The 12,914-nt window shown below is 27.1% G+C and carries 13 protein-coding genes; 4 read left to right on the top strand and 9 right to left on the bottom strand.

What is annotated here, in order from left to right; genetic code table 11:
* Positions 1-101: 101 nt before the first annotated feature.
* The 5 genes from I2A75_RS02955 to I2A75_RS02935 form a co-directional block, all read right to left on the bottom strand.
* Complete coding sequence (locus I2A75_RS02955) at positions 102-1,982, bottom strand: beta-glucoside-specific PTS transporter subunit IIABC (protein WP_195262977.1); 1,881 nt, start codon at positions 1,980-1,982, stop codon at positions 102-104.
* A gap of 313 nt (positions 1,983-2,295) precedes the next feature.
* Entirely contained in the window at positions 2,296-3,132 is an 837-nt protein-coding gene (locus I2A75_RS02950; RefSeq protein ID WP_195262976.1) for a PRD domain-containing protein, read from the bottom strand.
* Positions 3,133-3,521: 389 nt separating this feature from the next.
* Positions 3,522-4,496 (bottom strand): hypothetical protein, encoded by a 975-nt coding sequence (locus I2A75_RS02945; protein ID WP_195262975.1) that lies wholly within the window; start codon positions 4,494-4,496, stop codon positions 3,522-3,524.
* Positions 4,497-4,953: 457 nt separating this feature from the next.
* Entirely contained in the window at positions 4,954-5,601 is a 648-nt protein-coding gene (locus I2A75_RS02940; protein WP_195262974.1) for a DsbA family oxidoreductase, read from the bottom strand.
* Between the two features lie 54 nt (positions 5,602-5,655).
* Positions 5,656-6,480, bottom strand: a complete 825-nt coding sequence (locus I2A75_RS02935) for a nitroreductase family protein (RefSeq protein WP_195262973.1) — start codon at positions 6,478-6,480, stop codon at positions 5,656-5,658.
* A gap of 321 nt (positions 6,481-6,801) precedes the next feature.
* Here I2A75_RS02935 and I2A75_RS02930 point away from each other — a divergent pair, with 321 nt between their 5' ends.
* Complete coding sequence (locus I2A75_RS02930; protein WP_195262972.1) at positions 6,802-7,677, top strand: LysR family transcriptional regulator; 876 nt, start codon at positions 6,802-6,804, stop codon at positions 7,675-7,677.
* Positions 7,678-7,742: 65 nt separating this feature from the next.
* On the opposite strand, the gene I2A75_RS02925 is transcribed toward I2A75_RS02930, so the two are convergent.
* Positions 7,743-7,946, bottom strand: a complete 204-nt coding sequence (locus I2A75_RS02925; protein ID WP_195262971.1) for a heavy-metal-associated domain-containing protein — start codon at positions 7,944-7,946, stop codon at positions 7,743-7,745.
* 188 nt (positions 7,947-8,134) lie between these two features.
* The gene (locus tag I2A75_RS02920) at positions 8,135-8,764 is read right to left on the bottom strand and encodes a Vat family streptogramin A O-acetyltransferase (RefSeq protein WP_195262970.1); all 630 of its coding nucleotides are present in this window, start codon (positions 8,762-8,764) and stop codon (positions 8,135-8,137) included.
* 159 nt (positions 8,765-8,923) lie between these two features.
* On the opposite strand from I2A75_RS02920, the gene I2A75_RS02915 reads away from it, so the two are divergent.
* The 3 genes from I2A75_RS02915 (at position 8,924) to I2A75_RS02905 (ending at position 10,960) form a co-directional block, all read left to right on the top strand.
* Positions 8,924-9,733, top strand: coding sequence for a hypothetical protein (locus tag I2A75_RS02915; RefSeq protein ID WP_195262969.1), 810 nt, complete (start codon positions 8,924-8,926; stop codon positions 9,731-9,733).
* 85 nt (positions 9,734-9,818) lie between these two features.
* Positions 9,819-10,346 carry a hypothetical protein gene (locus I2A75_RS02910; protein WP_207733750.1) on the top strand — a complete coding sequence of 176 codons (528 nt, stop codon included), beginning with the start codon at positions 9,819-9,821 and terminating at the stop codon, positions 10,344-10,346.
* Positions 10,347-10,372: 26 nt separating this feature from the next.
* Positions 10,373-10,960, top strand: a complete 588-nt coding sequence (locus I2A75_RS02905; RefSeq protein ID WP_195262967.1) for a metallophosphoesterase — start codon at positions 10,373-10,375, stop codon at positions 10,958-10,960.
* A gap of 47 nt (positions 10,961-11,007) precedes the next feature.
* Here I2A75_RS02905 and I2A75_RS02900 read toward each other — a convergent pair whose 3' ends face one another.
* Both I2A75_RS02900 and I2A75_RS02895 read right to left on the bottom strand, forming a co-directional pair.
* The gene (locus tag I2A75_RS02900; RefSeq protein ID WP_195262966.1) at positions 11,008-11,631 is read right to left on the bottom strand and encodes a DUF47 family protein; all 624 of its coding nucleotides are present in this window, start codon (positions 11,629-11,631) and stop codon (positions 11,008-11,010) included.
* 33 nt (positions 11,632-11,664) lie between these two features.
* A complete protein-coding gene (locus tag I2A75_RS02895; protein ID WP_195262965.1) occupies positions 11,665-12,717 on the bottom strand; it encodes an inorganic phosphate transporter in 1,053 nt (350 codons plus the stop codon).
* Positions 12,718-12,914 lie beyond the last annotated feature (197 nt).

The raw sequence follows: 12,914 nt of genomic DNA, 5'->3' as shown, positions 1-12,914 counted from the left end.
TTAAATCTTTCTTAGTAAGAATCAATTATTTTATTATAAACTCAAATTAATTTCACCTTTTAATAAATTTAGTCAACTTCATTTTTATTAAAACTTATATATTAAAGAATACTTATAATAGTATCTCCAGCCTTAGCTGCTTTTAAGTTCATAGGTAAAACTTCTAAATAATCCATAGTATTTGTAACTATAACAGGTGTTGTTAATTCATAACCTTCCTTTTTAATAGCTTCCATATCAAATTCTACTAAAGTATCTCCAATATTCACTTTATCTCCATCTTTTACAAATGATTTAAAGTGTTTACCTTCTAATTGAACTGTATCCATACCTACATGAATTAAAACCTCTGCTCCATCATTTGATTTTAACCCTATAGCATGTTTAGTTTTGAACATCATTTCAACAGTTCCATTTATCGGTGATACTACTTTACCCTCTATTGGCTTAATTGCTATTCCTTTTCCCATCATTTCTGATGCAAAAGTTTCATCTTTAACTTCACTTAAAGGTACTATTTCTCCATTTATTGGACTAGCAATAGTAATTGCATTACCTAGAGCCTCTTTATTAATATTTTCATCACTCTTATCAACTACTTCAGTATCAGTAACTTCTTCTTTATCTCTATATAAGATTAAACCTGCTGCAAATGATACAGCCACACTTATTACAGCTCCTATACAAGCATATACAAAGTTCATCATTGTTTCTCCACCAATATAGCTTGGTAAAGTTAAAAATCCTGGAGAACCACCTGAATAGTTTGATACACGGAATAATCCTAAGAACAGACCACCAATTGCTCCTCCTATCATAGATGCATATAATGGAGTTTTAAATCTTAAGTTAACACCGTATAAAGCTGGCTCAGTAATACCACATACCGCTGTAATACCTGCTGAAGATGCTAGTTGTTTGATTTCTTTATTCTTAGTTTTAAGTGCTACTGCTAATGCTGCTCCTCCTTGAGAAACATTTGATGCTAACATTCCTGGGTAGATTATTGTATCATATCCCATAGTCATACGATTGTTTATTCCTATTGGTATAAGCCCATAATGAGTTCCTGTCATAACTAATAATGGAGTTAATCCACCTATTAAAGTAGGTACTAACCAGCTAGCATAAGATTCTAAAGTTTTTATAGCTAATCCTATTTTATCACTAATTATATATCCTAAAGGTCCAATTACTACTAATAAAACTATTCCTGTAACTAATGCTGTAATTAATGGTTTTGTAAAGAATTTAATTGCTTTTGGTGATACTTTATCTGCAATTGGTTCAACATATGACATAAACCAAACACCAAGTATTATTGGTAAAACACTTGAGCTATATGATGCTAAAGAAATTGGTAATCCAAATACTGATATAGATGTTCCTGCTTCTTTTGCTGTATTTACCATTGTAACAAATGTTGGATGAAGCAACATTCCTCCAAGCATCATTGCTAAGTACTGGTTGCATTTAAACTTCTTAGCTGCTGAATTTGCAAGAAGTAAAGGTAAGAAATAGAATGCAGCATCTGCCATAAAATTTATAACTTGATAACTTTGAGAATCCGTAGATACTAATTTAAATGCAGTTAATAATGCAAGAACTGCCTTCATCATACCTGCTGCCGTTATTGCTGGTAATATAGGTGTAAATATACCTGTTATTGTATCTATTACCTTTGCAATAGGTTTACGATCATCAACTTCATTAGATCCATTGCTATTTCCATTTTCAATATTGCTAATTTTGATAATTTCTTTGTAAACATTATTTACATCATTTCCTATTATTACTTGATATTGACCGCCTTTATCAACAACTCCCATGACACCTTGAGTGTTTTTAAGAGCATCTGTATTTGCCTTCGATGTGTCCTTTAAGTTAAATCTTAATCTTGTTGCACAATGTGTTAAATTTGATACGTTTTTTTCTCCGCCTACTTTTTCTAATATTGACTTAGCTAAATTTTCATAATTCATAGCTTAATTCCTCACTTTCAAAATTTAAATTATTTAAGTTTTGAAGAATTAAGGTTTTGCCTGATCAAGTCAGTTACAATCCTATGAAACTTCCGATTAACAAATTAATTTTCCTGCTATCTCCTCCGAACATATTTATTTATCAGTATATAATAAAAAACCTAAATTAAATCATAAATATCATACTAATGAATATAAATAAATCTTGATAATACGCAAGTATAGTTCATTAGCTAAATTTTAATCATTAATTTAGGTTTTGCCTGATCGAATCAGTTACAATCCTAAGTAAAATTTAAATCTATATTAATTTTTAATAATTCTCTTTTACAACTCTCGCTGTATGTACTATTAAATATAGTTTTTCTTCTTTTGTTAATTCATTATTAAATTTTTGTTTTATAAATCCTTCTATCTTTCTTGTGCACTCATATGATTTGGGATATTTATTCTTAATCATTTCAAATAACTCATTATCACTATCTTCATAGTATTTTCCGCTAACTAATCTTTGTGCAAAGAATTTTAAATGAGTAATAAATCTATAATAATTAATTGATTCTTCGTCAAAATCAATATTAAAATGATATTTTACAATTTTGAGAATTTCATTAATTAAATTTATAATATCAACTATTTGAGGCATATCTTGACTTAATTCACCATTTAATATATGAAGTGCTATTGATGCTGCTTCATCTTCTGGCAACTCTATATCCACTTTACTTTTTATGATTTCCAATGCCTTAAGTCCAATTTCAAATTCTGATTTATGAAGTCTTTTTATATCCCAAAGCATTACATTTTTCATTTCTAAATTATTTTTATATCTGTTTATAGAAAAGCTTATATGATCAGTAAGTGTTAAATATATATTTTCATTTAGTTTTGTTCCTAATTTTTCTTCTGCATATTTAATTACTTCTTCAGCAATTTCTAGGTTTTCTACAGGAATATCATTAACTAATGCAATTAACTTATCATTAATGCTCTTATTCCTTAAAACAAATATCTTGTCTACTTTTTCCTTATCAACTTCATCACCCTTCTTCTTTTGAAAGGCTATTCCCCTACCCATAACAACTGATTCTTCATTGTTTTCATTTATAATTGTAATAACATTATTATTTAACACTTTGTTTATTAGCATATCTCTAATCTCCTTCATCTTAATTTTTTATTAGAAATATTTATCTTCTATAAAAAATAATCTCATTATATATTTAGCTTATTAATAAGATTTATTCTATTTTCGTATAAAAAAACCCAAATCAATATCAAATGGTTATAGTTTCTCCACTATAACAAATTTGGTATCAATTTAGGTTTTGCCTGCTTTCCAGTAACAATCCGTAAATGGATCCGTATTTAATATGGTTATATTCTAATACAATGTGTAAACATTGTCAACACATTTTACATATTAAATTACTACAAAAATATTACATATTCCGAGTTTTTTTTAATATCAATTTATAAGAATTACTAATATTATTCTACTAACTAAGATTGCTTATAACATTCTAGGGATGACAGTCACTATTTTTTCAAGCAATCATTAGGATTTAATTTTATATTTTCCCATCTTCCATTGCTATTTTGAACATATTGAGCTACTTCAATATCATAATCATTAGTTAGGGTATAAAATTGTATTTTATAGTTTTTATTGTCATTTCCCAGGAAATATATATTTTTAACATATCCATCAACTTCTGTTTTCCCCATCTTTTTAATAAGCTTGCACCAGTTCCCATATTCTATTTCAACTTTCGAGGTTGCATCATATACCCATCCATGATATGGGGCACAAAGATAATTTTCAGGTGTTATATTAATATCTGATATTTTATATTCATTTCCTATTTTGCGCATTTCTATAAATCCATAATAATAAGTAAAGCTTGCAATATTATTTTCTAATGCTTGTATAGCTTCGATTTCATAAAAATACTTTAAATTTTCGTTATCACTTGGAACTTCCTTATACTTAAGTAAACTTATATGAAATATGTTAGAAAATGAATCCTTATAAGCATTGAAACTTACCTTTTTCTTATATTCATCATCAAAAAAATTATATGCTATTGGATAAGGTCTATCACCATTACCTATAGAACCACACCCTAGGTATTTATTATCCACAGGATTAGCTGCTTCCCTTAAAAGAGAAAAATAATTTAAAATAGTATCTTCTGGGCTCCTTATATACTTGCTTGTTATTGATATATCTTTTACTTCTTTATCATAAAAATCATCCATAAGTTCAATAGCCTCTTTATTATTGTTCAACACTGGAAGCTTTGATGGTCTAAAATATTTTTCATTATTTATTGTTGTCATTACTTCTTTTTCATGTTGTTCTTCTAATTCTTCATTTATAACAAATGCTCCTGCAATAAAATCTTTTCTATTATTTAGTGCTATGTATTTATAAAATATAAGTCCAATACAAAATAAAGCTAATAAACATAGTAATAAACAACCTTTTATCTTTCTAATATAAATTACCATTAAAAACTCTCCATTTAATAAATATCTATTATAATGTTTATTCCAAATAAGTTTGAAAATTACTTAATTTATTGCGAAAGTAAAAGACGTAGTATCAGAAATATATTTAATGTGAAATTTATTCAATTTTAAGTAAGCTTTATTACCTTGAAAAAGTTAATCTCTTATTTTTACAAAAGGGGTCGCGAAACGCGACCCCCTTTATGCTTATATATTAATTTTTTCTAAATGGTATCACAAAACGTTATATCCTTTAAGTTATTTATTTTATTTACTTAAAGTAATTTTTAAATATAATTTTTTATCTATTATTTACATATGCATAAAACTAAATATTTTTAATATTATTTGTAAAAAAGGAAGCTCTAATTTATTTCGAGCTTCCTTTGTATCAACTGCACTAGAATTTATTTTTATACATCTCTTTGATTGTCATAATGTAATTTGTAAGCTTTTATTAAGTTAAAGAATTTTCCTCTTCAGCAACTTTGTTTAGAGCTCGTAAAAATATTTCTGTTGGTTGAGCTCCTGATACTGTAAACTTTTCATTGAATATAAAGAATGGTACTGCATTTATTCCATAACGCCCTGCCAGTTCTTCATCGCCTCTTACTAAATCACTATATTTATTACTATTTAATACATTTATTGCTTCTTCTTTATTTAATCCAACACTCTCTGCTATTTCAGCCAATGTATTAAAATCACTTACGTTTTTAGAATCTGTAAAATATGCTTTAAATAAAGCTTCTGTCATTTCCTCCATCTTACCATATTCTTTTGCAAAATGAATCATTCTATGAGCATCAAAAGAGTTTGTCGGTATTAAAGTATCAAAATTATATTCTAATCCTAATTCTTTTGCTTGTCTTACTATATTATCATTATTTAACTTAGCCTCTTCATAAGTAATCCCATACTTACTAGCAATAAGTTCATGTATGTTCTTATCATTGTGCTTTTCTGCACCAGGATTTAATTCAAAACTACGATATATAACTTCTACATCTTCCTTTTTCTCAAAGTTTTCTAAAGCTGCTTCAAATTTGCGTTTTCCTATATAACAAAATGGACAAAATATATCTGACCAAATTTCAACTTTCACTTCTCTTCCTCCTTACTGTATAGATATTTTAATTGATTATTTGTATATTTTTAATTATCTCCAAATTATTTCTGCATTTTTCCTTGGGGTAGTTCTTAAATACTTTATATTAGGATATCCAATAACCATACAAGTTACAATTTGTTTACTTTCATCTAAACCTAAATAATCCATTATCTTTTTATTTCCTTGTGCTGCTCTAATAAAGAAACCACTAAAGAATGTTCCAAGTCCTAATGCATTAGTCATAAGCTCCATGTTTGAAGATGCAAGTGCTCCATCTACTTGTGAATTAGATACTACAAGTATTAATGCTGGGGCATTAAAGAATAATCTATCACCTTTTTTCGGATCTACTTTACAATCTTCATACATTTGTACCCACATCTCTGCATAATTTTTAAGCTTCATAGTCTCTTCTGTTAAATTATTAAGTATCCCTTTCCCCATTTGATTTAAACTTTCTAAAGCCATTTCTCTTAATTTATCAATTCCATCTTTTATAACTATATAAGATACACCTTGACTATTGCTTCCTGTTTGAGTAAATCTACCTGCTTCTATAATTTTTAATAGTTTTTCAGTTTCTACATCTTTATTTTTAAAATTTCTTACACTTCTTCTAAATTTAATAAAGTTAAGTAAATTATCCTCATTTAATTCAAATTCTTCTTTATTATAGTCTTTTACTTCATCCATATTGTATTCATCTGTTGACACTGCATTTTTAGGACAGACTGCTATGCAATGACCGCATTTAAAACACGTAATATTATTTATATTAGCTTTCCCATCAACTAGATTTATATCTCCTCTTACTATACAATCATTAATACATAAACTACATCCAATACATTTTTCTTTATCTACTTTCATCATAATATATTCCCCCATTTTCTTTTGACATAACTATAAATAAATTTTATAATTATTTATCATATTAAATTAAATCCAAAATTTTATATTGTGATTATATCATTATAAAATAACATATGTCTAATTGATAATTTTCATAAAACTATAACTAATAGTTATAATTTTTATATGATTACTATAACCTTAAAAAGTACTATACTTTTGCTACATTAATTTTCTTTTATAATTCCATTAGCTAATAAGTTTTTAAACTGCCTTGTAAATTTAAATTAGATTAACTAATCTTATAAATATAATCATATACTTTATCTTAAGGAGAATAAAATGAACTTACAACAATTAGAATACTTTAAAACAATAGCTGAAACTGAAAATTTTACAACTGCATCTAATTTATTATCAGTAAGCCAGCCTGCTTTGAGTAAGGCAATTTCAAAACTTGAAGAAGAATTAGAAGTTCCTCTATTTGAAAAAAGTGGTCGTAATATTAAATTAACAAGGTTTGGAAAAATGTTTTTGATTCATACAAATGCTGCACTAGTTGAGATAAACAAAGGTATAAAAGAGTTACAAGAAATAATAAATCCTAATACTGGTAGTATTTCTATATCTTCTACATCTAGTATAGGAACATATTTTATGCCTTTTATAATAAGCGATTTCTTAAATAAAAATCCAAATACTAAATTTCAATTTAATTATGAATCAGTAAAAAATATAATAGGTGATTTAAAATCTGGAAAAATAGATTTAGGATTTTATGAATGTATTGAACATTCTAATATACCTTCTGAAATTGAATCAATTGCTATAAGAAGTGAAGAATATGTTTTAATAGTTCCTAAAAATCATTATCTTTCAAATAGATCCGAAGTATCTTTAAAAGAATTAGAAAATGAATCCTTTGTTGCTTTTTGCATAGATAGTAAAGATAAGATGATTTCATACTCTGAATTCTTAGGTTATATTCCTAAAATATCAATAAGACCTAGTGAAGCAAGTATGCTAGAAGGTTTAGTTGCGGCAGGCGCTGGAATATCAATAGTTCCAAACACACCAATTATCAACACAAATTCTGTTTCTATCTTGAAGATAAAAGAAAAAATTAAAGATAAAACTATTTATATGGGATGGCTTAAAGATGCTTATATGTCCCCTATAGCAAAAATATTTAAAGAATTTGTTATTTCATCTATTTAATTCATATAAATATTAAAATAAAGTAGTCTATGCTTTCATTAATTATAGACTACTTTTCTTACTAATTATTCAATTGTATGTCCTGTATTTTCTATACAAGCTCTTATTCCTTGTTGTGTAGCTGGTTTATTGTACATAACTTCAACAGAACCTCTTGCCATATCAACACAAACTTGATTAACACCTTCAACTTTTTCTAATGAATTTTTTAGTTGCGTTTTCATATTTTCATTAGCTATTCCATTAATCTTGCAATGTAATCTTTCCATACTATATCTCCTTTCAAAATTGATACAGATATAGTATGTTAAAATATATTAGTATATATTCTATAACTCTTAACAATTAATATTTAACTATAGCTTATACATTATTTTATTTAATATTATTAGAAACAAAGTTTATCTAGATAATACTATTGTATATCCAAATTTTCTAATACCACTTTTTATATTCTTTATTCTATACTTCTTATCCTATTTAAATCAGAACTACATAATACTTCCAGATTCTCAAATATCTTTTCTTTAGACCAGTTCCACCACTTTAATTCTAAAAGATATTCTATTAACTCATCATCAAATCTTTTCTTTATAAATGTAGCAGGATTTCCTCCTACAATACTATATGAGTCAACATTTTTTGCAACAACTGAATTAGCTGCTATAATAGCCCCATCTCCAATTTTGACACCTGGCATTATAGTTACATTTTCTCCTATCCAGACATCATTTCCTACTATAGTATCCCCCTTATAAGGTAAATCTTCTATTGCAGGAGTTGATTTTTCCCATCCATTCCCCATAATATTAAATGGATAAGTAGTTACACTATTCATTCTATGATTTGCACCATTCATAATAAATTCTACCCCACTTGCAATAGCACAAAATTTCCCTATAACTAACTTATCACCAATAAACTCATAATGATGAGTTACATGCTTTTCAAAGTCTTCTCCTGAGAAATACGAATAATCTCCAACTTCAATATTAGGATTTTTTATAGTGTTTTTTATAAAACATACAGTTTTAATATTTTCATTTGGATATATATCATTTGGATTAGGTCCTAAATTTTTAGACATAAAAAAACCTCCTTTTAAATATTCACTTCTTTGCTTAGTATTACATAAATTATATAATATTGATTTTATATGGTAAATATGAATTATTATAGAATTATACTTATTATTTTATAATCGACCCAATTATTGGTATAATGATGAATAATTTAAGAATATAAAATGAAAGGAGTACTTAATAATGAATTTGAGGGAGATAAAATTAACTCTTTTCTTAATGATTTAACAAAAGAATATAAAAAACTTAATTATGCTTCTTATAAACCTTCTAGTATTCAGCTACAATATAATCCAGGTTCTAAAAAATATAGAGATCCAGAGATTATATTATCTATATTAAATAAACTTATTGATTTTTCTATTATGAATAACTTTATTACTGGATGTAGCTCTTGTGGAGAAAATACGGAAGTATCAGCATTTTTACTAGGTAATACTGTTATTCCTTGCTGTAAGAATTGTCAATTAGAAATCAAAAATGCTATCAGTGAAAATCAAAATAATCTTCAAAATGTAAGAAACAATATAGTTGGTGGAATAGTAGGTGGATTTATAGGTGCCCTACTTGGATCTTTAGTTTGGATATTAATATACCAAATGAATTATATAGCAGCAATTGCTGGACTAGCTATTGCTATATGTTGTATTAAAGGATATCAATTGCTAGGTGGAAAACTTAATATAACAGGAGTTATTATTACTTCTATAATCACTATAATTATGGTTTATTTAGCTAATCATATTTCATTAGCTATAGATATTTACTCAGAATTTAAAAGCTATTATGAAATAACATTCTTTGATGCATTAAGATCTGTTCCAGATTTCTTATTAGAACCTTCAATTAGAAGTGAGTTTATGAAAAATTTACTCATTGGTTATCTTTTAACATTTATTGGATCTGCATCATATATTAAAAAGTCCTATAAAGATGCAAATTTTAAAATAAATGCTGAGGAAATCGAATTATAGAAAACTAAAATAAAGTAAGTCAAATTTATTATTTTTCATATATTAATATTGTTATTACTTTTTTAATTAGGTGATTAAAATTAAATTGTACGATGGAATAAATATAGATGAATTACAATTACTTGGTAGTGGAACTCAAGGAAAAGTATATAAAATAGATTCAAAAAAATGTATTAAAATATTTAAAAAGAAACAATCTTGTAAGGATGAAATCCACACTTTACTTATGGCTCAAACAAATTCACATTTTCCTAAGATTTATTCATATGGTGATAAACATATTATAAGAGAATATATAGATGGGATTGAATTAGATAAATATTTGTCATCACATTGTCTCACTCTAGATATATCAAATAAAATTATCGAACTTTATGAAGCCATGTATTCTATAGGATATGCACGATTAGATTCAGCTTTATTTCATATATTTTTAACACCTTTAAATGATATTAAACTTATTGATACTGCAAAGGCTATGAAGGAAAAACGTTTATATCCTAGTTTAATCATTAAAGGGTTATATGATCTTGGATATAAAGATGAATTTCTAAGTTTTGTTAAAACTGAAAGACCCGAAATTTATGCTAGATGGTTAAAATATTGTAAGTAAATCATTTATTTTTTAAGGAGAAAAAAATGAGATTTATAGTTTTTGGTGAGTTTTATGATAATTCAATTCCTACTGATACTACTCTTGATGGTTACAATAAAACAGTTTATTACGTAGACTTTGAGGATACTAGGCTTATAGTACTTAATTCATTTCATTATGGAGAAATTCATAAAATTAGCCAAGCTCAGCTTGATTGGTTAGAGAAAATTTCATATGACTGTTATAAAAACAAACTTCTTTTTGTTCATTCTCCAGCATTTCCAACTGGTGCTCATCTAGGTCATTGCCTTGATTTGTATCCTACTGACAGAGATAACTTTTTAAATATAGTAGAGAAATGTAATATTGATATAATTTTTTGTGGCCATGAGCATAACTATTCAAGAAGGATGATAAATTCTTCTTCAAAAAGAGAGTACATTTATCAAGTAATTACAGGTGGTGGCGGTGAAAAGCTTCGTGATAAGTATAAAAGCAAATCCGGTGTTGTTGTTCCCCCAATTGCTGTATATCATTTTTTACTTATAGATATAGATAAAGAATACATTAAGGTAAGTGCAATAACATCTAAAGGTAAAAAAATAGATGATTTTAAAATAGCAATAAGATAGGCTGTTTGATTTCAACAGCCTATCTTATTCTATTCTTATGTAATTTATTATGAATTCTTCATTATTACACTTTCAACTACATTTGCTGCAGTTTCACAAGCATCACAACATCTTTCAAAATATTTAAAAGTGTCTGTCCATGTCATTAATTCTATAGAATCTTTTGAAGTAGTATAAAGATTTCTTATACTCATAATATATAACTTATCTCCTTCTTCTTCTAATCCATTTATATTTACTATTAATTTTTGTATTTCTTGTGACTTTTTATAGTTACGGAATTCTTTCATTAATCCTTTTAACTCATTACAATGTTTTATTATTACATTAGCAAAATCTAAGGCTTCTTTTCTCATAGAAGTAATATTAAACATATATATTCTTGTTAAAATATCTTCTATAGCATCTGTTACATTATCAATTTCATGAGCTAACTCTGCAATATCTCCTCTTTCGATAGGTGTAATAAATTCTTTAAGTAATTTATTCATCATATCATGTTTTTTTAAGTCTGCTGCATGTTCAATCTTATGCATTTCACTTATTTTATTTTCTATTTCATTTACATCAAAGTTTAATAAAGTATCATGAAGTAAATTTGCTGCACTGCATGAATAATCTACTAACTCAGATAACATTTCAAAATAATCATTTCCTTTTTTACTTCCCATTTTTAATCCTACTCCTTTGTAGTTTATATTTTATTAAAAAATCCAAATGAAAAACTTCGCCATTAAAAATCCGATAATACCACAGCCTGGGAAGGTAAGAATCCATGTCCAAACCATTTCTTTAACAACTCCCCAGTTTACAGAACTTAATCTTTTTGCTGCACCAACTCCCATTATAGAAGTTGTTTTAGTATGAGTTGTACTTACAGGAATTCCTGTTACTGAAGAAATAAGAAGACATCCAGCTGCAGCTAAATCTGCTGAAAATCCTTGGTATTGCTCCAACTTAACCATGTCCATACCAACCGCTTTTATAATTTTATATCCTCCTATAGAAGTACCTAAAGCCATAACTAAAGAACAAATTACCATTAGCCATACTGGAATTACAAAGTTTTCAACAGCGCCTTGTCCATTTGCTAAGAATATTCCAAGCATGAATACTCCCATAAACTTTTGACCATCTTGAGCTCCATGCATAAATGCCATTGCTGCTCCTCCGCCAATTTGAGAATATTTAAAGAAACCACTTGTCTTTCTACGATCAAAGCCTTTAAAAATCAATTCTGTAATCTTAACAGTTATCCATCCCATTACAAAACCTAACCCTGTAGAAAGTACTAGTCCATAAATTACCTTTATCCACTCTCCACCGTTAATACCACCAAGTCCACCTTGAAGCGCAATTGCTGCTCCTGATATACCAGCAATTAGTGCATGGCTTTCACTTGTAGGAATTCCAAAATACCAAGCTGTAGTTGCCCATACAACAATTGCAAATAATGAAGCACATAAAGCAACTAAAGCATCACCAGAATCTCCTCCAAAGTCCACCATATTATAAATGGTCATTGCTACATTAGCATTTACCATAGTCATTACAAAAACTCCTAGAAAATTAAAAACCGCTGCCATTAATATTGCGGCACGAGGACCTATTGCTCTCGTAGATACACATGTTGCAATAGCATTAGGTGCATCTGTCCATCCATTTACTAAAATTACACCTAAGGTTAAAATTACTGTTATTAATAATGCCGGATTATCTACTATTTGTCCTATAAATTCAAAGAAAGAAATAGTCATGAAATATCCCCTTTCATTTTTACGTTAATTTTCAGTTAATATATGTCATAAAACCTACTTTTTGTATCATAATAAATATATTTACTATTATTATTTTCATTATCATGATAATATTGTTCACAAAATTTTTACAATGTGATTATATAATATTTAATCTTAAAAATACAAGCAAAATACACAGTTTATACCGTTAAATT

Source organism: Clostridium sp. 1001275B_160808_H3 (assembly GCF_015550425.1).
Classification (GTDB): domain Bacteria; phylum Bacillota; class Clostridia; order Clostridiales; family Clostridiaceae; genus Clostridium.
This window is presented reverse-complemented; position numbering and strand designations above follow the sequence as displayed.

Coding starts and splice junctions, on each gene's coding strand:
- I2A75_RS02955 (WP_195262977.1), bottom strand. CDS start 1,982: ATGAATTATGAAAATTTAGCTAAGTCAATATTAGAAAAAGTAGGCGGA.
- I2A75_RS02950 (WP_195262976.1), bottom strand. CDS start 3,132: ATGCTAATAAACAAAGTGTTAAATAATAATGTTATTACAATTATAAAT.
- I2A75_RS02945 (WP_195262975.1), bottom strand. CDS start 4,496: ATGGTAATTTATATTAGAAAGATAAAAGGTTGTTTATTACTATGTTTA.
- I2A75_RS02935 (WP_195262973.1), bottom strand. CDS start 6,480: ATGATGAAAGTAGATAAAGAAAAATGTATTGGATGTAGTTTATGTATT.
- I2A75_RS02930 (WP_195262972.1), top strand. CDS start 6,802: ATGAACTTACAACAATTAGAATACTTTAAAACAATAGCTGAAACTGAA.
- I2A75_RS02925 (WP_195262971.1), bottom strand. CDS start 7,946: ATGGAAAGATTACATTGCAAGATTAATGGAATAGCTAATGAAAATATG.
- I2A75_RS02920 (WP_195262970.1), bottom strand. CDS start 8,764: ATGTCTAAAAATTTAGGACCTAATCCAAATGATATATATCCAAATGAA.
- I2A75_RS02915 (WP_195262969.1), top strand. CDS start 8,924: ATGAAAGGAGTACTTAATAATGAATTTGAGGGAGATAAAATTAACTCT.
- I2A75_RS02905 (WP_195262967.1), top strand. CDS start 10,373: ATGAGATTTATAGTTTTTGGTGAGTTTTATGATAATTCAATTCCTACT.
- I2A75_RS02900 (WP_195262966.1), bottom strand. CDS start 11,631: ATGGGAAGTAAAAAAGGAAATGATTATTTTGAAATGTTATCTGAGTTA.
- I2A75_RS02895 (WP_195262965.1), bottom strand. CDS start 12,717: ATGACTATTTCTTTCTTTGAATTTATAGGACAAATAGTAGATAATCCG.